General features: G+C 72.8%; 18 protein-coding genes. 8 read left to right on the forward strand and 10 right to left on the reverse strand.

All coding sequences use genetic code 11. The annotated features are described in order from the left end of the window. Positions 1-88: 88 nt before the first annotated feature. Positions 89-829, reverse strand: a complete 741-nt coding sequence (locus DEJ50_RS10480; RefSeq protein WP_150207289.1) for a tyrosine-protein phosphatase — start codon at positions 827-829, stop codon at positions 89-91. 25 nt (positions 830-854) lie between these two features. Continuing rightward, positions 855-1,967 (reverse strand): sodium:calcium antiporter, encoded by a 1,113-nt coding sequence (locus tag DEJ50_RS10485; protein WP_150207290.1) that lies wholly within the window; start codon positions 1,965-1,967, stop codon positions 855-857. 414 nt (positions 1,968-2,381) lie between these two features. Here DEJ50_RS10485 and DEJ50_RS10490 point away from each other — a divergent pair, with 414 nt between their 5' ends. Continuing rightward, positions 2,382-3,452: a glycoside hydrolase family 6 protein gene (locus DEJ50_RS10490; RefSeq protein ID WP_150207291.1), complete on the forward strand. Its 1,071-nt coding sequence runs from the start codon at positions 2,382-2,384 to the stop codon at positions 3,450-3,452. A 379-nt stretch (positions 3,453-3,831) separates the two neighbouring features. Here DEJ50_RS10490 and DEJ50_RS10495 read toward each other — a convergent pair whose 3' ends face one another. The 5 genes from DEJ50_RS10495 to DEJ50_RS10515 form a co-directional block, all read right to left on the reverse strand. After that, positions 3,832-4,464 carry a TetR/AcrR family transcriptional regulator gene (locus tag DEJ50_RS10495; protein ID WP_150207292.1) on the reverse strand — a complete coding sequence of 211 codons (633 nt, stop codon included), beginning with the start codon at positions 4,462-4,464 and terminating at the stop codon, positions 3,832-3,834. Continuing rightward, complete coding sequence (locus tag DEJ50_RS10500) at positions 4,461-5,147, reverse strand: DUF4166 domain-containing protein (RefSeq protein ID WP_150207293.1); 687 nt, start codon at positions 5,145-5,147, stop codon at positions 4,461-4,463. Before DEJ50_RS10500 ends, DEJ50_RS10495 begins: the two co-directional genes overlap by 4 nt. After that, on the reverse strand, positions 5,144-5,842 hold the full coding sequence (locus DEJ50_RS10505) for a hypothetical protein (protein ID WP_150207294.1): 699 nt from the start codon (positions 5,840-5,842) through the stop codon (positions 5,144-5,146). The genes DEJ50_RS10500 and DEJ50_RS10505 overlap by 4 nt, the downstream gene beginning before the upstream one ends. Positions 5,843-6,047: 205 nt before the next feature. After that, positions 6,048-6,344, reverse strand: a complete 297-nt coding sequence (locus DEJ50_RS10510) for an MTH1187 family thiamine-binding protein (protein ID WP_150207295.1) — start codon at positions 6,342-6,344, stop codon at positions 6,048-6,050. Beyond that, entirely contained in the window at positions 6,341-6,700 is a 360-nt protein-coding gene (locus DEJ50_RS10515; RefSeq protein WP_150207296.1) for a DUF3817 domain-containing protein, read from the reverse strand. Before DEJ50_RS10515 ends, DEJ50_RS10510 begins: the two co-directional genes overlap by 4 nt. A 140-nt stretch (positions 6,701-6,840) precedes the next feature. On the opposite strand from DEJ50_RS10515, the gene DEJ50_RS10520 reads away from it, so the two are divergent. From DEJ50_RS10520 to DEJ50_RS10535, 4 genes are all read left to right on the forward strand, one after another. Then, positions 6,841-7,479 carry an AIM24 family protein gene (locus DEJ50_RS10520; RefSeq protein WP_150207297.1) on the forward strand — a complete coding sequence of 213 codons (639 nt, stop codon included), beginning with the start codon at positions 6,841-6,843 and terminating at the stop codon, positions 7,477-7,479. Continuing rightward, a complete protein-coding gene (locus DEJ50_RS10525; protein WP_150207298.1) occupies positions 7,479-8,129 on the forward strand; it encodes an AIM24 family protein in 651 nt (216 codons plus the stop codon). The genes DEJ50_RS10520 and DEJ50_RS10525 overlap by 1 nt, the downstream gene beginning before the upstream one ends. A gap of 29 nt (positions 8,130-8,158) precedes the next feature. Beyond that, entirely contained in the window at positions 8,159-8,956 is a 798-nt protein-coding gene (locus DEJ50_RS10530; protein WP_190344929.1) for an AIM24 family protein, read from the forward strand. 83 nt (positions 8,957-9,039) lie between these two features. Then, positions 9,040-9,516 carry a MarR family winged helix-turn-helix transcriptional regulator gene (locus DEJ50_RS10535; protein ID WP_150212045.1) on the forward strand — a complete coding sequence of 159 codons (477 nt, stop codon included), beginning with the start codon at positions 9,040-9,042 and terminating at the stop codon, positions 9,514-9,516. Positions 9,517-9,617: 101 nt separating this feature from the next. Here the strand turns inward: DEJ50_RS10535 and DEJ50_RS10540 are convergent, their stop codons facing one another. After that, on the reverse strand, positions 9,618-10,097 hold the full coding sequence (locus tag DEJ50_RS10540) for an SSI family serine proteinase inhibitor (protein WP_150207299.1): 480 nt from the start codon (positions 10,095-10,097) through the stop codon (positions 9,618-9,620). Between the two features lie 204 nt (positions 10,098-10,301). Here DEJ50_RS10540 and DEJ50_RS35585 point away from each other — a divergent pair, with 204 nt between their 5' ends. Beyond that, positions 10,302-10,376 carry a 50S ribosomal protein bL37 gene (locus DEJ50_RS35585; RefSeq protein WP_373297613.1) on the forward strand — a complete coding sequence of 25 codons (75 nt, stop codon included), beginning with the start codon at positions 10,302-10,304 and terminating at the stop codon, positions 10,374-10,376. A 106-nt stretch (positions 10,377-10,482) separates the two neighbouring features. Here the strand turns inward: DEJ50_RS35585 and meaB are convergent, their stop codons facing one another. Continuing rightward, complete coding sequence (meaB, locus tag DEJ50_RS10545) at positions 10,483-11,442, reverse strand: methylmalonyl Co-A mutase-associated GTPase MeaB (protein ID WP_150207300.1); 960 nt, start codon at positions 11,440-11,442, stop codon at positions 10,483-10,485. 95 nt (positions 11,443-11,537) lie between these two features. Continuing rightward, entirely contained in the window at positions 11,538-12,740 is a 1,203-nt protein-coding gene (locus DEJ50_RS10550; RefSeq protein WP_150207301.1) for an acetyl-CoA C-acetyltransferase, read from the reverse strand. Positions 12,741-12,886: 146 nt separating this feature from the next. On the opposite strand from DEJ50_RS10550, the gene mce reads away from it, so the two are divergent. Continuing rightward, positions 12,887-13,315, forward strand: coding sequence for a methylmalonyl-CoA epimerase (mce, locus tag DEJ50_RS10555; RefSeq protein ID WP_150207302.1), 429 nt, complete (start codon positions 12,887-12,889; stop codon positions 13,313-13,315). Between the two features lie 184 nt (positions 13,316-13,499). Then, positions 13,500-18,002 (forward strand): polarized growth protein Scy, encoded by a 4,503-nt coding sequence (gene scy, locus DEJ50_RS10560; protein WP_150207303.1) that lies wholly within the window; start codon positions 13,500-13,502, stop codon positions 18,000-18,002. Positions 18,003-18,067 lie beyond the last annotated feature (65 nt).

The following is an 18,067-nucleotide window of genomic DNA, read 5'->3' on the forward strand; positions in this document are numbered from 1 at the left end:
TTCCCCAGGGCCGTTCACCGGGCCGTTCACCGGGCCGTTCACCGGGACGGGCCCCGGCCCCTGACCCGGCGGGGCCCGGGCCGCCGGGTCAGGGGGTCAGCAGGCGGTCCCGGAGGCGGGTGACGAGGGCCTCGTCGATCCCCAGGCGCCCGGTCGCGTACGCGTGCACCGAGCCGTAGCGCTCCGTCAGGTCGGCCAGGAAGAGCCGGATGATCTGCTCCGGGGCCCGGCCGTAGGCCGGCCAGCGCAGGGTCCGGCCCGGGTTGGCCGCGTGCCAGTCCGCGACCAGGCGTTCGGTGGCCAGCTCGGTGAGCGCGAAGTCCGCGGCGATGACGTCCTCCGGGACGTCCAGCAGGGCGAGCACGAGTGCGGCCAGCAGACCGGTGCGGTCCTTGCCGGAGGCGCAGTGGAACACCTGCGGCCCGTCGTCGGCCGCCAGCGCCTCCAGCGCCTCGCGGAGCTCCTCCGCCCCGTCCTCGGCGACCTCGGCGAACCGGTCGGCGAGGTAGCGCCAGGGGTCCAGCTCCGGATCGATCTCGGCCTGGTCGTACGGCCGGTGCTCGATGCTCAGGTTCCGGTACGTCAGGCCGTCCTGCTCCGGGACCCGGCCCTTCGCCTCGATCTCCCAGGGGTAGCGCAGGTCGATCACGGTCCGTATGCCCAGCTCCCGGAACCGTTCGAGGTCCGCCTGCGCGGCGGCCCCGGCGAGCTTCCCCAGCGAGTCGGACCGGTACAGCCGCCCCCAGCGGAGCTCCCGCCCGTCCCGGGTCCGATAGCCGCCCATGTCACGGAAGTTGTGCAGGTGCGCGAACTCGATGTGTCGTCTCATGGGCCGCACTTTAAGGGTGTCCCCATCAGCTGATGATCAAGACGAGTCCGACGGCGAAGACCGCGTAGAACAGTCCGGCGCCCGCGAGACGGGCGGGCGTGAGTCTGCCGGTGCGCATGCCCAGGAGGAGGTGGGCGATCGCGGCGAGGGTGACGACCCCGGACCACAGCAGGGCGCCGTCGAAGTGCCAGCCGGTGAAGAGCAGGCCGATGCCGCTGGGGACGGTGGCCTGGATCATCATGGAGCCGGAGATATTGGCCAGGGCCAGCTCCGTCTTGCCCTGCCGGACCCAGATGACCGCGTTCATGATCTCTGGGAGTTCGGTGGCGATCGGGGCCAGCAGGAGCGCGGTGACCGTCGCGGACAGGCCGAGCATCGGGCCGATGACATCGAGCTGCTTCACGAAGAACTGCGCGGCGAAGAAGATCACCACGAGGGCCGCCAGGGTCTGGACGACCACGGCCCAGGTCGCCGGGGAGGCGGCCGAGGGCTGGAGCTTCAGCGGCTCCAACGGCTCGTCCTCGTCGTCCGTGCCCGCGTCGTCGGCGCGGCTGCTGCGGATCTCCCGCCAGAAGTAGACCGCGTAGGCCGCGAAGAACAGCAGACCGAGCGCGGGCTTGAAGGCGAAGGCGACCAGGCCGAGCGCGATCTTCAGGAAGAACACCGGCAGGAACCACGCCTGGTCCTTGGCCAGGCGCTGTATGTCCTTCGCATCGCCGAGGACCGCACCGCCGGGCCCCGCGAGGTCCGCACCCGGGCCGGTGTCCTCGCCGGAACCGGAACCGGAACCGGCGCCTGCACCGGCGCCTGCGCCGGCGAGGACGGCGGCCCGGTCCCTGCGGCGCTTGAGGAGCAGCATGGCGCCGGTCACGCCATAGGCAACGGTGGCCAGGGCGAGCGGGCCGCCCATGGCGGCGCCGACGCCGAGGTTCCTGGCCTCGTCGGTGGCACCGGTGGTCACGGCGACCAGGGTCACCACGGACTCGGGCAGGGCGGTACCGAAGGCGGCCAGGATCGTGGCGACCGCCGTCTTCCCGACTCTGAGGCGCTCCCCCAGCCACTCCACCGCGTTGACGAACCACTCGCAGGAGAGGTAGATCGCCACCGCGCACACGATGAGCAGTACGAAATGGATCACGGGATCGTCCGGCCTTCCCGCACCGGCGGGGGCCTCGAAGAACGATCGGCGCGGGAGCGGCGGACGGCTTCGGCCCCGCCGGCGCGCTGATATGCGTCGTCGACAAATGGGCCGAAGGTCTCGCCCACCCGCATCCGAACCGGAGGCGGGCCCGGCCACCGGGAACCCGGAGGCTCCAGTGTGTCGATGACCGGTATCTCGGGGCTACTCCCCTTCGCGCCGCCCACTATAACCGTCGGCATCGCCACGATATACAGCGGTATGAGGCGGAGTACGGCGGCATGCAAATTCACCACCGGTTCAGCCCAGGTGTGGCGACCTGCTGTGATTCGTCCGACATGTCACGATGTCCCAGCCCGCTGCCATCTGCCCTCGGGCCCGCCCAGCCCGCCTCGCCCGCCCGGAGGAAGCCGGATGCCAGGCCCCAGACGCCGACCCCTCGCCCCACTCGTCGTGACGCTCACCCTGGCGTCGGCCCTGGCCCTGGCCGCCGGCTGCACCTCGGACCGGACCGCTCCGGCCGCTCCGCCCGCCCCGGCCGCGGGCGCCGCCGGCCTCCCGGAGGACGGAGAGGAGTCCCCGTTCTGGGTGGACCCGCAGAGCGAGGCGGCCCGGCAGGTCGAGGCCTGGGAGGCACACGGACGCACCGCCGATGCGCAGGTCCTGCGGCGGATCGCGGACCGGCCGACGGCGCTGTGGGGGCCGGCGGGCGATCCGGGACCGGAGCTCCGGCGGGCGGCGCGCAGCGCCAAGGCGGCGAAGCGGACGCTGGTGCTCACCGCGTACCAGCTCCCGCACCGGCGGGACTGCGGCCGGCCCTCGGCGGACGGGGCGTCAGCCGGCGGGGCATCGGCCCGCGGGGCCAAGGACGGGCCCGCCTACCGCCGCTGGATCGACGCCTTCGCCGCGGCCGTCGGCGACGCCAGGGCGCTGGTGGTCCTGGAGCCGGGCGCCCTGCCCCAGCTCCTCGAGGGCTGTACCCCGGCCGCCCGCCGCGAGGAACGGCTGCAGCTGCTCTCCGAGGCCGTGGACCGGCTCAAGCGCAACCGCAACACCAAGGTCTATCTGGACGCCGGGAGTCCGGCGTGGGTCCGGGACCCGGCCCGGCTGGTGGAGCCGCTGCGGGCCGCCGGGCTGGACCGGGCCGACGGCTTCGCCGTCAATGTCTCCGACTTCCAGTCCGATGCGGTCGGCCGTGCGTACGGCGCCGAGCTCGCCGAGCGGACCGGCGTGAGGCACTTCGTCCTGGACACCGGCCGCAACGGGGACGGCCCGCTGCCCGGCGACCCGGACCAGGCCCGGTGCAATCCGCCCGGCCGGTCGCTCGGCACCCCGCCCACCGACCGGACGGGCGACCCGCTGGTCGACGCGTACCTGTGGATCAAGCCGCCGGGCGCCTCGGACGGCACCTGCCGAGGCGGCCCGACGGCCGGCACCTGGTGGCCGGACTACGCCCTGGGCCTGGCCCGCCGGGCCCGTCAGTAGCGCCAGGCGGTACGGCCCCGCCGGCCCGGCCGGCGGTACGGGCGACCAGCCCGGCCTTTCAGACGACCGGTACGGGCGGCCGGCCCGGCCTTGCGGGCGCCGGCCAAGCCCGGCGGTACGGCCCCGCCGGTACGGACAGCAGGCCCGGCAGTAGAGCCAGGCGGTACCGGCGACAGCCAGGCGCGGCGGTACGGCCCCGCCGGTACAGGCGGCAGTGGCGCCCGGCGGTATGGGCGCCGGTACGGCCGGCCCGGCCCGGCAGTACGGCCCCGCGGGTACGGGCGACCGGCCCGGCCCGGCCTTGCGGGCGCCGGCCAGGCCCGGCGGTACGGCCCCGGCGGTGCGGGCGCCCGTGGCAGTTCGGCGGCCGGCCGGTGGCTCAGCGGCGGGTGCCGCGGCGGAGGCCGTGGCGGACCGCCCGCTGGCCGAGGGGGCCCAGCCCCTCCAGCACCTGGGCCAGGTCCGCCAGCTGCTCCAGCGCAGCCAGCGCGCGGTCCGCCCCCTCCGGATCCACCCCTTCGTACAGCTCGATGCCGACGAACGAGGCCGCCATCGCCCGGGCCAGCCCGGCCGGGTCGGCGAACTCGCCCAGCGGGGTCGCGGCCAGCAGCCGGGTCAGTACGCCCTCCAGCTCCGCCACCCACAGCGCCAGACCGCCGGCCGTCGCCGCGGCCAGGGCCGGCTGGGTCTGGCCCGCGGCCAGCAGCTGGCCCAGCATGGCGACATGGCCGGCCGCCCGCTCCTCCTCGTGCATCTCACGGGCGAAGTCCAGGAGTTCGGCGAGCGAGCCCACCCCGGCCAGCCGCTCACGGTGGCGGGACACCCGCTGCTCCGCACCGAACCGGCAGGCCGCGGAGAGCAGTTCGTCCACCGAACCGAAGTGGTAGAAGATCAGGCCCTGGTTGACCCCGGCGGTGGCCGCGATGCTGCGCGCCGAGGTCTTGGCGATGCCCTGTTCCACCAGCGTGCGCAGCGCGCCGGCCAGCAGCTTCTCCTTGGTCGTCGCGCTCACGCGCGCACCTCCTCCCGGACCGGGCGCAGGTCCTTGCGGACGGCGTGCCCGGCGATGTCGACGTATTCGGCGGTGAAGGAGCCCTCGTACCCGAAGAGCGGGCCGAAGCGGCGGTTCACCACCCGGACGCGGATCCGGAAGCGACCGCTGCGCTCGTCGTAGGACTCCCGCACCTCGGCGTCGCCGCCGATCCAGTCGGGCACCCGGACGTCGACCGGCCCTTCCCGGAACCGGTGTTCGCCGGAGCGGATGAGCAGCGAGCCGTCCGGCTCGGCGGTCATGTGGAGGTCGCTGGCCAGGTGCTGGTGGGTTCCGAGGTAGTCGAGAATGCAGTTCCGTTCCGCGCTGTGGACCATGGTCGCATCGAACCGGCGCGACCCGTCCGGCAGACGGAAGGTGCGGACGAAGGTGACGGTCTCGCGGCCGAACGAGTCGGTGTACGGCATGTTCTCGATGACGAAGGGGACGTTCCGTCCCTCCCTCGGAACCAGGATGTTGCGGAGCCCGCCGAGGTGGAGGAAGGGCTTCACAAAGCCGGGGCCGTGCCAGATCCGGTCCATGCTGCCCCGCCCGATGCAGCCTTCCCCGCTGTCCAGGCCGACCGAGAAGCGGCGCTGGAGCTGCGGGTGGAGGCGGTCGAAGTCGGCGCCCATCTGGGTCCGGAAAATAGAGGAATGGGTCATGGCCGGTCCAGGGTGGCGAGCAGGCGGGGGGCGGGGGCGGCGGCCCGGCCGGGCGGGGTGCGCAGGCAGCGTCGGGCGGCGGGGGTACCGGGCAGCGGCGGCAGCAGCAGGGCGGCGGCCACGGGCAGCACGGCGAACACGGCCGGCAGCAGTACGGCGGCCAGGACGCAGACCAGCAGCCGTACGGCCGTCTCGGCCAGGGCCCGGGCGAGCCCGGCGGCCGGGCTGGTCCCGCGTTCGCACCACAGCCGCAGCCGGTCGAAGGACCAGGCGGTGGCCCAGCCCATCAGCGGCCGGAAGACCAGCCGGTCGGCGAGGGCGCCGAAGCGGCCCCAGCGCGGCCGGTAGTCGTAGCCGGTGAGGAAGCGGATGCCGTCGGGGCCGGGGACGTAGCGCCAGTACCCGCTGCCGGAGGCGATCAGCGAGAGCGGGTGCGCGGAGGCGAACCGGAGGGCGGAGACCCGGGTGCCGTCGGCCCGGTGGGCCTCGCCGGAGCTGACTCCGGTGCCGTCCACGGCGAGGAAGGGCAGCACCCGGGTGGCGTACCGGAAGCGCTGCGGTTCGCCTTCGGCGCGCGGCAGGTAGTCGATGGAGGTGAACCGCAGATCCCAGCGCTGGTGCTGCGTGGGGTTCTGGCTGCGCTCCCACAGCTCCGGCAGCCCGGTCCGCACGACCGTCTCGACGTAGAGCCCCATGGCCTCCCCTTGCCCCATCCAATTTTTGAGCGATCGCTCTAACCGGACCCTAGACGGAGTTGAGCGACCGCTCAACCCTTTGCCCGAACATTTTTGAGCACTCGCTCAAACAGTCCCCGACGTGCGGGAACGCAAAAAACCCCCGGCCCGGGAGGGACAGGGGCTGTGCTGCTCGTGAACAGTGCCCGGGGCGGGCGCTCGGCGCTCAGCCGTCGGCGAGGTGGCGTTCCACCGTCTCGACCTTCGAGGTGATGCCGTCCGTGACGCCGGGCCGGATGTCCGCCTTCAGGATGAAGGAGACCCGCGGTGCCCGCTCCTCCACCGCCGCCACGGCCCGCCGGACGACGTCCATGACCTCGTCCCACTCGCCTTCGACGGTGGTGAACATGGCGTCGGTGCGGTGGGGGAGGCCGGACTCGCGGACCACCCGGACCGCGTCCGCCACGTACTCGCCGACCTCTTCCCCGACCCCGAGCGGGGTCACGGAGAACGCGACGATCACGCCGTCGCGCCTTCCTGGCCGGCCACCTCGCGCGCCCGCGCCGCCATCACGCTGTCGGCCTCGTCGCGCTTGAGCAGCTTGTCCCCGTACAGCCCGCCGAAGGGCACCAGGGCCAGCACGAAGAACAGGGCGACCTTCTTCACCGGCCACTTCGCCCGGTTCCACACGTCCAGCAGGAAGATCGCGTAGATGACGAAGAGGATGCCGTGCAGGATGCCCAGCGGCATCATCAGGTAGTCGATGTCCGAGACCCGGCTCAGCAGCGAGCCGAAGATCAGCAGGGCCGGGAACGACAGCGCCTCCGGAACGGAGACGAGGCGCAGCCGGTGCAGGGCGGAAGCGGTCTTGATGTCCACAGTGAGCCTTCGGAAGGTGGCCGGGGGTCCGTCCCAGTGTCTCAGCCGGTTTACGTGATCTTGACCCGGGGCGCCGGTTCGCGGCCGATATCGGCCTGTGGCTCTGTTCGGGTTCGCCCACTGCCGATACCTTCATCCCCGTGGCTCAGTTCCGACTCCAAGGCAGCAAGGTGCTCGCCGTCGACCTGACCGGCGACGCCGTGAAAGCGAAAAACGGCTCGATGGTCGCGTACGACGGCCAGATGGCCTTCAAAAAGATGTCCGGCGGCGGTGAAGGTCTGCGGGGCATGGTCACCCGCCGGCTCACCGGCGAACAGATGACCGTGATGGAAGTGCAGGGGCACGGCACCTGCTTCTTCGCCGACCGGGCGAGCGAGATCAATCTCGTCAACCTGCACGGCGAGAAGCTGTACGTCGAGTCCAGCAACCTGCTCTGCACCGACGCCGGGCTGCGCACCGGCACCAGCTTCACCGGCCTGCGCGGCGGGGCGACCGGCAACGGTCTCTTCACCACCACCGTGGAGGGCACCGGGCAGGCGGCGATCATGTCCGACGGCCCGGCGGTGGTGCTGCGCGTCAGCGCCCAGTACCCGCTGTCGGTGGACCCGGGGGCGTACATCGCGCACACCGGCAACCTCCAGCAGCACTTCCAGTCCGGGGTGACCTTCCGCACCCTGATCGGCGAGGGATCGGGCGAAGCCTTCCAGATCCGCTTCGAGGGCGAGGGCCTGGTGTACGTCCAGCCGAGCGAGCGCAACACCATCGGCGGTGACGTCTGATGCCGTTCCGCGAGATCAACTCGAAGATGATCGAGGCCCAGGTGATCCCGGGGCAGCGGCTCTACAGCCAGCGCGGCGCGATGCTCGCGTACCGCGGCGATGTCTCCTTCACCCCGAACCTCACCGGTGGCCAGGGCGGCGTCATGGGCATGATCGGGCGCCGGGTGGCCAACGAGCAGACCCCGCTGATGACGGTCGAGGGCAGCGGCACCGTGATGTTCGGCCACGGCGGCCACCACATCCAGGTGATCAACCTGACCGGCGAAACCCTCTATGTGGAGGCGGACCGGCTGCTGGCCTTCGACGGGACCCTCCAGCAGGGCACCATGTTCATGGGCTCCCAGGGCGGGGTCATGGGCATGGTCCGCGGCCAGGTGACCGGCCAGGGCCTGTTCACCACCACCCTCAAGGGCCACGGCGCGGTCGCCGTGATGGCCCACGGCGGAGTGATCGAACTCCCCATCGTCCCCAACCGCCCGGTCCATGTGGACCCGCAGGCGTACGTGGCCCACCACGGGGACGTCCGCAACAAGCTGTCCACGGCGCTGGGCTGGCGGGACATGGTCGGCCGCGGGTCCGGCGAGGCCTTCCAGCTCGAACTGTCCGGCCAGGGCGCGGTGTACGTTCAGGCCTCGGAGGAAAAACTGTGACCTTTGGACCTCCCATGGGCGGCCCCGTGATGGGCGGCCCGGCCGGCCCGACCGTCTTCGACCCCTACACCCTGCCGTCCGACGACAACGTCAACGCCTACACCTTCTGCGTGGAGCTCAAGGGGAGCCAGTGGTTCCTGCAGAAGGGCAAGATGATCTCGTACTACGGGCGCATCGAGTTCAACGGCATCGGCCACGGCCGCTTCGAGCGGCTGCTGCGCACCAGCTTCCACTCGCCGCTGCACGCCGCCGACTGGGTGGTGGCGGAGGGCCAGGGCAAGATGCTGCTGGCCGACCGGGCCTTCGACGTGAACTCGTACGACCTGGACAACGGCAACCTGACGATCCGCTCCGGCAACCTGCTCGCCTACCAGCCCTCGCTGGCGCTCAAGCAGTCGATCGTGCCCGGCTTCCTGACCCTCATCGGCACCGGGAAGTTCGTGGCGGCCTCCAACGGCCCGGTGGTGTTCATGGAGCCGCCGCTGCGGGTGGACCCGCAGGCGCTGGTGGGCTGGGCGGACTGCCCGTCGCCCTGCCACCACTACGACCACGGCTATATGACGGGCGTGATGGGCGGTCTGCGGCAACTCGCGGGAATCGGGGGAACTTCCGGCGAAGAGCACCAGTTCGAGTTCGTGGGGGCCGGCACGGTCCTGCTGCAGTCCACGGAGCTGCTGATGGCCGCGCAGCCGGTGGGGGCGGTCGGCGCGGAGCCGGGCGTGCCCGGCCAGCACGGCGGACACGGCGGACACGGCCAGCAGGGCGCCATGGGCGTCCCGCGGATGCCGGGCCAGCTGGGAGACCTCCAGCGCCGCTTCGGCCTCTGAGTCTCCGGCGTCCGATTCCGGCTCCGATCGTCCTATTTTTGTACGTAATTCAACTTCTTAGGTAGAGTTCATTCATGGAGACCATGGAGACCGAGACGGCCACCCGCTGGCTGACCGATGCCGAGCAGTGCGCCTGGCGCACCCACCTGGACGTCAGCAGGCTGCTGATGCACCAGCTGGAAAAGGATCTCCAACCCTTCGGACTCACCAACAACGACTACGAGATCCTGGTGAACCTCTCGGAGTCGGAGGACCACCGGATGCGGATGAGCGATCTCGCCACCGCGACCCTCCAGTCCAAGAGCCGGCTCTCCCACCAGATCACCCGTATGGAGACGGCCGGCCTGGTCCGGCGGGTGAACTGCGAGTCGGACCGGCGGGGCCTGTACGCAGTCCTGACGGACGAGGGCATGGAGACCATGCGGAAGGTCGCCCCGCACCACGTGGCATCCGTCCGCGCGCACTTCATCGACCTGCTGAGCCCGGAGGCGCTGGCGGCCCTGCACGCGTCCCTCACCCCGGTGGCGGACCACCTGCGGGACCGGCGCGGCAAGGTCTGAGCGGGCACGGATAAAGCCGCGGGCACGGAAAAAGCCGGCGGGCCCGCCCGTGAGGGTGCGGTCCCGCCGGCTTTCGCCGCGCCGGCACGCCGGCGCGGCGGCTACTTCATGGTCTTGGTGCCGCCGCCGTTACCGCCGCCGCCGTTCCCGTTCGGGATCGGCACGACCGGGTTGGTGATCACCCGCAGGCAGTCGAGGTTCGGGTAGGTCTCGATGAACTTCACGGGCTTGTCCCGCCAGTGGCCGATGATCGCGACCTTGTACGGGTCGAATTCCTTGGCACAGGCGGCGGGGCGGAACTTCAGGGCGTCGAAGTCCCCGTGCAGGGCGCGCAGGCGGTTGCAGGCGCCGACCGGATCGGGATGCACGCCGGGGCTGCCCGCCTCGGCGGTCCCGTCGGGATCGCAGGTCAGGTAGTAGTTCGAAACCCTGCCTCCCAGGACTTCGGTGACCGTGATCGAGAGCTGGGTGAGGGCTCCGTCGGCCTGTGCCGCGGGTGCGGCGAGGCCGATGCCGGCAGTGGCCAGAACGGTCGCGGCGACCGCGGCCAGACGGCGGGGGAGAACGCGCGAAGCAGTCATGATTCCCTCCTCGGGGATTGGATGACGCGAACGGGCGTCACGGAACGTATCCGTATCCCCGGGGCCTTCACATTGTGTGACATGCCGAAGAGCATCCGAATCCCCTGGGTGGGTCAGTGGGGCTCACCCTGATGCGGGCTCCGTGGCCTCTTCGTAGACTGGCGACGCCCTGGAATGCCCCGAAATGGTAGGGAGTGACGCGTCATGTCGAAGCGAGGCAACAAGCGACGGGCCCGCAAGAAGAAGGGCGCCAACCACGGGAAGCGCCCCAACGCCTGACCCACCCCGGGCCATCACGCAGGGCCACCACGCAGGGCCGCGCCTCCGAGCTCCGGGGCGCGGCCCAGCCACGGGCCCAGCCACCACGCGCAGCGGCCCGGTAGGGCTACGACCGCGTCAGGGTGGCGAGGAGCGCGTCCGAAGCCGCGTACGGGTCCAGCTCGCCCGCCGCGACCCGCCCCGCCAGCTCCTGCAGGTGGGTGTCCCCGTGCACATCGGCCAGCCGCTCCCGCAGCGCGGTGATCGCGATCGTCTCGACCTCCCGCGCGGCCCGCGCCGCCCGCCGCTCCGCCAGCACCCCGCGCTCGTCCATCCACGCCCGGTGCTTCTCCAGGGCCTCCACGACCTCGTCGATGCCCTCGCCCCGCGCGGCCACCGTCTTGATGATCGGAGGCCGCCAGTCCCCCGGGCCCCGCGCCTCGCCGAGCCCCAGCATGTGGTTCAGCTCCCGCGCCGTCGCGTCCGCGCCGTCCCGGTCCGCCTTGTTGACCACGTACAGGTCGCCGATCTCCAGGATGCCCGCCTTCGCGGCCTGGATCCCGTCGCCCATCCCCGGTGCCAGCAGCACCACGCAGGTGTCCGCCTGGGCGGCGATCTCCACCTCCGACTGCCCGACCCCGACCGTCTCCACGAGGATCACGTCACAGCCCGCCGCGTCCAGCACCCGGATCGCCTGCGGTGCGGCCCAGGACAGCCCGCCCAGGTGCCCGCGGGTGGCCATGGAGCGGATGTACACCCCGGGGTCCGACGCGTGGTCGGACATCCGGACCCGGTCGCCGAGCAGCGCGCCGCCCGAGAACGGCGACGAGGGGTCCACGGCCAGCACCCCGACCCGCTTCCCGGCCCGCCGGTACGCCGACACCAGCGCCGAGGTCGAGGTCGACTTGCCGACCCCCGGCGAGCCGGTCAGGCCCACCACGTAGGCCCCGCCGGTCAGCGGGGCCAGCGCCGCCATCACCTCGCGGAGCTGCGGGGACGCCCCCTCGACCAGTGAGATGAGCCGGGCGACCGCCCGGGGCCTGCCCTCGCGGGCCTGCGCCACCAGCTGGGGGACGTCCACGGTCATGCGTGCTGCGCTCCTCGGTTCGCTACGGCTGGCTGTACGGGGTCCGGGCCCGCGCGATCGGCGCGGGCCCGGACCCGGAAGACCGGTCAGGCCGGTCAGGCCCTCGGCACGCGCACGATCAGCGCATCGCCCTGGCCGCCGCCACCGCACAGGGCAGCCGCACCGACCCCGCCGCCGCGCCGCTTCAGCTCCAGCGCCAGGTGCAGGACCACCCGCGCGCCGGACATGCCGATGGGGTGGCCCAGGGCGATCGCGCCGCCGTTGACGTTCACCTTTTCCGGGGTCACGCCCAGGTCCTTCATTGACTGCACGGCCACCGCCGCGAAGGCCTCGTTGATCTCGATCAGATCGAGGTCGGCGACCTCCAGGCCCTCCTTCTTCAGCGCGTGCGCGATCGCGTTGGAGGGCTGCGACTGAAGGGAGTTGTCCGGGCCGGCCACATTGCCGTGGGCGCCGATCTCGGCGATCCACTCCAGGCCCAGCTCCTCCGCCTTCGCCTTGCTCATGACCACGACGGCGGCAGCGCCGTCCGAGATCTGCGAGGAGGTGCCGGCGGTGATGGTGCCGTCCTTGGCGAAGGCCGGGCGCAGCTTGCCGAGGGACTCGGCGGTGGTCTCCGCGCGGATGCCCTCGTCCGCCGAGAACAGCACCGGGTCGCCCTTGCGCTGCGGGATCTCGACCGGGGTGATCTCCGCCTCGAAGACGCCGTTCTTCTGCGCGGCTGCCGCCCGCTGGTGCGAGAGCGCCGCGAACTCGTCCTGGGGCGCGCGCTCGATGCCGAGGCGGCCGTTGTGCTTCTCCGTGGACTCGCCCATCGCGATGTTCTCGAAGGCGTCGGTCAGGCCGTCGTACGCCATCGCGTCGAGCATCTCGATCGCGCCGTACTTGTAGCCCTCGCGGGACTTCGGCAGCAGGTGCGGGGCGTTGGTCATGGACTCCTGGCCGCCGGCCACGACCACGTCGAACTCGCCGGCGCGGATCAGCTGGTCGGCCAGCGCGATGGCGTCCAGGCCCGAGAGGCAGACCTTGTTGATGGTCAGGGCCGGCACGTTCATCGGGATGCCGGCCCTGACGGCGGCCTGGCGGGCCGGGATCTGGCCCGCGCCGGCCTGCAGCACCTGACCCATGATCACGTACTGCACCTGGTCGCCGGCGATTCCGGCCCGGTCCAGGGCGGCCTTGATGGCGAATCCGCCGAGTTCGGCACCGGAGAAGGTCTTCAGCGAGCCCAGCAGCCGTCCCATGGGCGTGCGGGCCCCTGCGACGATCACCGAAGTGGTGTGGTTCGTTCCGGACATGAGGCGGATCCCCTTTCAACAAGGGAAGCTGAGGAGTGAACGAGGGTTCACACGAATGTACTGAGCGGTACCGGCGGCGTCACCGGCCTGTCGGTGTGATCGCGCGCACGTTGCGTAACCACCCTCCGTAGCAGTGCACTGGTCCCATGCTGACAAGAATCGACCACATCGGGATCGCCTGCTTCGACCTCGACAAGACTGTCGAGTTCTACCGTGCCACGTACGGGTTCGAGGTGTTCCACACCGAGATCAACGAGGAGCAGGGCGTCCGCGAGGCCATGCTCAAGATCAACGAGACCTCGGACGGCGGGGCCTCCTACCTCCAGCTGCTCGAACCCACCCGGGAGGACTCCGCGGTCGGCAAGTGGCTGGCCAAGAACGGCGAGGGCGTCCACCACATCGCCTTCGGCACCGAGGACGTCCGCGGGGACTCCGAGGCCATCCGCGGCAAGGGGGTCCGCGTGCTCTACGACGAGCCCCGTACCGGCTCCATGGGATCGAAGATCACCTTCCTCCACCCCAAGGACTGCCACGGCGTCCTCACCGAACTGGTCACTTCCAACCCCGAGCACTGACCTCACCTATATCCCCGGCCGGTAGAGTGGCGGATGGCTCGGCCGGGGTTCGGTGCGGAAGGGGTCGGGGCCCTGTGACCCTTGCCCCGGTATCTGACACCATTTCCCCGGGGGCGCCGTTCAGCGGGCGGACGGTGCTCATTTGGGAGTGAGCTTGCGACCAGGGGACGGATGGGACCGCGCTGTGCGGGGCTACGAACGCCAGGAGAGCCATCAGGCTGAGGCCGACCATCTCTCGCGCTTCGAGGCCGAGATGGAGCGGCTGAAGAAGGAGCGCGAGAAGGCCGTCCAGCACGCCGAGGACCTGGGATACCAGGTCGAGGTGTTGCGGGCCAAGCTCCACGAGGTGCGTCGCGCTCTCGCGTCCCGCCCCGCGTACGAGAACCAGGACCTCGGCTACCAGGCCGAGCAGCTGCTGCGCAATGCGCAGGTCCAGGCCGACCAGATGCGCGCCGACGCCGAGCGCGAGCTCCGCGAGGCCCGGGCCCAGACCCAGCGCATCCTCCAGGAGCACGCCGAGCACCAGGCGCGGCTCCAGGCCGAACTGCACGCCGAGGCCGTCAACCGGCGCCAGCGGCTGGACCAGGAGCTCAACGAGCGCCGGCAGACCGTCGAGGCGCACGTCAACGAGAACGTGGCCTGGGCCGAGCAGCTGCGGGCCCGTACGGAGTCCCAGGCCCGGCGGCTGATGGACGAGTCCCGCGCCGAGGCCGAGCAGTCGCTGAACGCCGCCCGCGCCGAGGCCGCCCGGGTCGCCGAGGAGACCCGCCGCCGGCTCGCCGAGGCCTCCGAAGCGGGCCGCGCCGAGGCCGAGGCCACCCTGCTGCGCGCCCGGAAGGAGGCCGAGCGGCTGCTGTCCGCCGCCTCCTCGCAGGCCCAGGAGGCCACCGAGCACGCCGAACGGCTGCGCTCCACCGCCTCCGCCGAGTCCGAGCAGACCCGGCAGCAGACCCTGGACCTCGGCCGGGTGGCCGACCAGCGGGTCCAGGAGGCCGAGAGCACCCTGCGCGAGGCCCGCGCCGAGGCCGAGAAGGTGCTCGCCGAGGCCAAGGAGGCCGCCACCAAGCAGCTGGCCTCCGCCGAGTCCGTCAACGAGCAGCGCACCCGCACCGCCAAGGAGCAGGTCGCCCGGCTGGTCGGCGAGGCCACCAAGGAGACCGAGGCGCTGAAGGCGGAGGCCGAGCAGGCACTCGCCGACGCCCGCGCCGAGGCCGAGCGGCTGCGCACCGAGGCCGGTGAGCAGGCCCGTACCGCCGCCGCCGAGGACACCGCCGCCCAGCTCGCCAAGGCCGCCCGGACCGCGGAGGACATCCTCAACAAGGCGTCCGAGGACGCCCGCGCCACCACCCGGGCCGCCAGCGAGGAAGCGGAGCGGATCCGCCGCGAGGCGGAGGCCGAGGCCGAGCGGCTGCACGCGCTGGCCGCCGAAGGTGCCGAGCAGCTCAAGGGCGCGGCCAAGGACGACACGGCCGAGTACCGGGCCAAGACCGTCGAGCTCCAGGAGGAGGCGCGGCGGCTGCGCGGCGAGGCCGAGCAGCTGCGCGCGGAGGCCGTCGCCGAGGGCGAGCGGATCCGCGGCGAGGCCCGCCGCGAGGCGGTCCAGCAGATCGAGGAGGCGGCGAAGACCGCCGAGGAGCTGCTGACCAAGGCCAAGGCGGACGCCGACGAGCTGCGCCGCGGGGCGGGCGCCGAGAGCGAGCGGGTCCGCGCCGAGGCCATCGAGCGGGCCACCGCGCTGCGCACCCAGGCCGAGGAGACCCTGGAGCGCACCCGCGCCGAGGCCGAACGGCTGCGCACCGAGGCCGAGGAGGCCGCCGAGGCGCTGCGCGCCGAGACCGAGGAGGCGGTGCGCGAGCGCCGCGAGGAGACCGAACGGGCGCTGGCCGCGAAGCGGGCCGAGGCCGACACCGAGCTGGTGCGGCTGCACCAGGAGGCGGAGTCCCGGCTGTCCACGGCCGAGCAGACGCTGCGCGACGCCCGGACCGCGGCGGACGGCATCCGCCGCGAGACCACCGAGGAGACGGACCGGCTGCGGGCCGAGTCGGCGGAGCGGATCCGCACCCTCCAGGCACAGGCCGAGGCCGAGGCCGAGCGCCTGCGCACCGAGGCGGCCGAGGACGCCGGCCGGGCCCGCGCGGAGGCCGAGCAGGCCGCCGTACGGCTGACCGGCGAGGCGGAGGCCGAGGCCGAGCGGGTCCGGGCGGAGGCCCAGGAGACCGCGGACCGGCTGCGCGCCGAGGCGAAGGCGGCGGCCGAGCGGGTGGCCGAGGAGGCCGCCGAGGCCCTTGCCGCCGCCCAGGAGGAGGCCGCGCGGCGCCGCCGGGAGGCCGAGGAGACCCTGTCGGCCGCCCGCGAGGAGGCCGGCAGCGAGCGGGCCCAGGCCCGCGAGCAGAGCGAGGAGCTGCTGGCCGCGGCCCGCAAGCGGACCGAGGAGGCGCAGGCCGAGGCCGCGCGCCTGGTCGAGGAGGCGGACCGGCGGGCGGCGGAGCTGGTCTCCGCTGCCGAGACCACGGCCCGCGAGGTCCGGGAGTCGGTGGCCGGGCTGCGCGAGGAGGCCGAGGAGGAGATCACCGGCCTGCGCAGCGCCGCCGAGCACGCGGCGGAGCGTACGAAGACGGAGGCGGAGGCCGAGGCCGAGCGGGTCCGCGGCGACGCATACGCGGAGCGGGAGCGGGCCACCGAGGACGCCAACCGGATCCGCACCGAGGCGCGGGCCGAGACGGACGCGGCCAAGGCCCTCGCGGAACGCACGGTCGGCGAGGCCATCGCCGAGGCCGAGCAGCTGCGCAGCGACACCGCCGAGTACGCCCAGCGGGTGCGTACGGAGGCCACGGACGCGCTGGCCGCGGCCGAGCGGGACGCGGCCCGGACCCGGGCGGACGCCCGCGAGGACGCCAACCGGATCCGGTCCGAGGCGGCGGTCTCCCTGGAGGAGTCGCGCGCCGAGGGCGCCCGGATCGCGGCCGAGGCCGAGGCCGCGGCGGCCGGCACCCTGGACGAGGCGCGGGCCGAGGCCAACCGGGTGCGCACCGAGGCCGCCGAGCAGGCGGACCGGCTCATCAACGAGGCCACCACCGAGGCCGACCGGCACACGGAGGAGACCCGGGCGGCCAACGAGGCCACCCTGGGCGAGGCCGCGGCCGAGGCCGAGCGGATCACCGCCGAGGCGGCGGCCACCCTCGACGGGGCCCGCGCCGAGGCCGAGGCGCTCACCGCCAAGGCGGCCGAGACCCTGGCCGGCGCCGAGCGGGACGCGGCGAAGACGGTGGACGACGCGCGCGCCGAGGGCGCCCGGCTCATCGGCGAGGCCACCGCCGAGACCGAACGGATGACCATCGAGACGCAGGCGGCCAACGACCGTACGGTCGGCGAGGCGGCCGAGCGGGCCGAGGCCCTCAAGGCCGTGGCCGAGCGGATCCTGGACGACGCGCGCAACGACGGCGGCCGGATCATCGGCGAGGCCACCGCCGAGGCGGAGCGGGTCACCGCCGCCGCCGCGGAGACCCTGGCGGGTGCGGAGCGGGAGTCCGAGCAGACTCTGGACGAGGCGCGGGCCGAGGCCAACCGGCTGCGCACCGAGGCCGCCGAGCAGGCGGACCGGCTGATCGCCGAGGCCGCTTCGGAGGCGGAGAAGCTCACCGAGCAGACCCGCCGGGACAACGAGCGGACGGTCGGCGAAGCGGCCGGCGAGGCGGAGCGGCTGCGGGCCGAGGCCTCCGAGGCGCTGAGCTCCGCCCAGGAGCACGCCACCCGGACCCGGTCGGAGGCCGAGCGGGTCAAGGCGGAGGCGGCGGCCGAGGCCGAGCGCGCCCGTACGGAGGCCCGCGAGGAGTCCGAGCGGCTGCTGGACGAGGCCCGGGAGGCGGCCAACAAGCGGCGCAGCGAGGCCGCCGAGCAGGTCGACCGGCTCATCACCGAGGCCAGTGCGGAGGCGGAGAAGCTCACCGCCGAGGCCCGGAAGCAGGCTTTGGCCGCGACCACCGGGGCCGAGGAGCAGGCCGATGCGATGGTCGACGCGGCTCGCAAGGAGGCGGCCCGGATCACCTCCGAGGCGACCGTCGAGGGCAACTCGCTGGTCGAGAAGGCCCGGACGGATGCGGACGAACTGCTCGTCGGTGCCCGCACGGACGCAGCTGCCATAAGGGAGCGGGCGGAAGAGCTGCGCAGCCGGGTCGAGTCCGAGGTGGAGGAGCTGCACGAGCGGGCCCGCCGGGAGTCGGCCGAGCAGATGAAGTCGGCGGGCGAGCGGGTGGACAAGCTGGTGAAGGCGGCCACCGAGCAGAGCGCGGAGGCCGAGGCGAAGGCGAAGGAGCTGGTTTCGGACGCGAGCAGCGAGGCCTCGAAGGTCCGCATCGCGGCGGTCCGCAAGGCCGAACAGCTGCTGAAGGAGGCCGAGCAGAAGAAGGCGGAGCTGAGCCGGGAGGCCGAGGAAATCCTCGGCGAGGCCAGGTCCGAGGCGGAGCGGCTGGTCGAGGAGGGGCGCCGGGAGCTCGAGGTGCTGGTGCGCCGGCGCGAGGACATCCAGGCGGAGATCTCCCGTGTCCAGGACGTGCTTGAGGCGTTGGAATCATTCGAGGCACCCACGGGTGGCGGAAAGCCATCGGTGGGCGGTCAGGGTTCCGGTGGAGTGAAGGCGGGAGCGACAGCGGGTTCCACTCGTTCGAGTGGAAAGCAGTCCGAGGGCTAGCCAAAGCGCCTGGAAGTGTGCTCCTGATGGGACTTCAGGCAAACGAGCGGCAAGCATTCCGTCGC

The sequence above is a fragment of the Streptomyces venezuelae genome (genome assembly GCF_008642295.1).
Classification (GTDB): Bacteria; Actinomycetota; Actinomycetes; order Streptomycetales; family Streptomycetaceae; genus Streptomyces; species Streptomyces venezuelae_C.

Excerpts from the sequence above, each read along its gene's own strand:
- DEJ50_RS10480 (WP_150207289.1), bottom strand. The coding sequence starts at position 829 with ATGAGACGACACATCGAGTTCGCGCACCTGCACAACTTCCGTGACATG.
- DEJ50_RS10490 (WP_150207291.1), top strand. The coding sequence starts at position 2,382 with ATGCCAGGCCCCAGACGCCGACCCCTCGCCCCACTCGTCGTGACGCTC.
- DEJ50_RS10500 (WP_150207293.1), bottom strand. The coding sequence starts at position 5,147 with ATGACCCATTCCTCTATTTTCCGGACCCAGATGGGCGCCGACTTCGAC.
- DEJ50_RS10505 (WP_150207294.1), bottom strand. The coding sequence starts at position 5,842 with ATGGGGCTCTACGTCGAGACGGTCGTGCGGACCGGGCTGCCGGAGCTG.
- DEJ50_RS10525 (WP_150207298.1), top strand. The coding sequence starts at position 7,479 with ATGCCGTTCCGCGAGATCAACTCGAAGATGATCGAGGCCCAGGTGATC.
- DEJ50_RS10530 (WP_190344929.1), top strand. The coding sequence starts at position 8,159 with ATGGGCGGCCCGGCCGGCCCGACCGTCTTCGACCCCTACACCCTGCCG.
- DEJ50_RS10535 (WP_150212045.1), top strand. The coding sequence starts at position 9,040 with ATGGAGACCGAGACGGCCACCCGCTGGCTGACCGATGCCGAGCAGTGC.
- DEJ50_RS10540 (WP_150207299.1), bottom strand. The coding sequence starts at position 10,097 with ATGACTGCTTCGCGCGTTCTCCCCCGCCGTCTGGCCGCGGTCGCCGCG.
- meaB (WP_150207300.1), bottom strand. The coding sequence starts at position 11,442 with ATGACCGTGGACGTCCCCCAGCTGGTGGCGCAGGCCCGCGAGGGCAGG.
- DEJ50_RS10550 (WP_150207301.1), bottom strand. The coding sequence starts at position 12,740 with ATGTCCGGAACGAACCACACCACTTCGGTGATCGTCGCAGGGGCCCGC.
- mce (WP_150207302.1), top strand. The coding sequence starts at position 12,887 with ATGCTGACAAGAATCGACCACATCGGGATCGCCTGCTTCGACCTCGAC.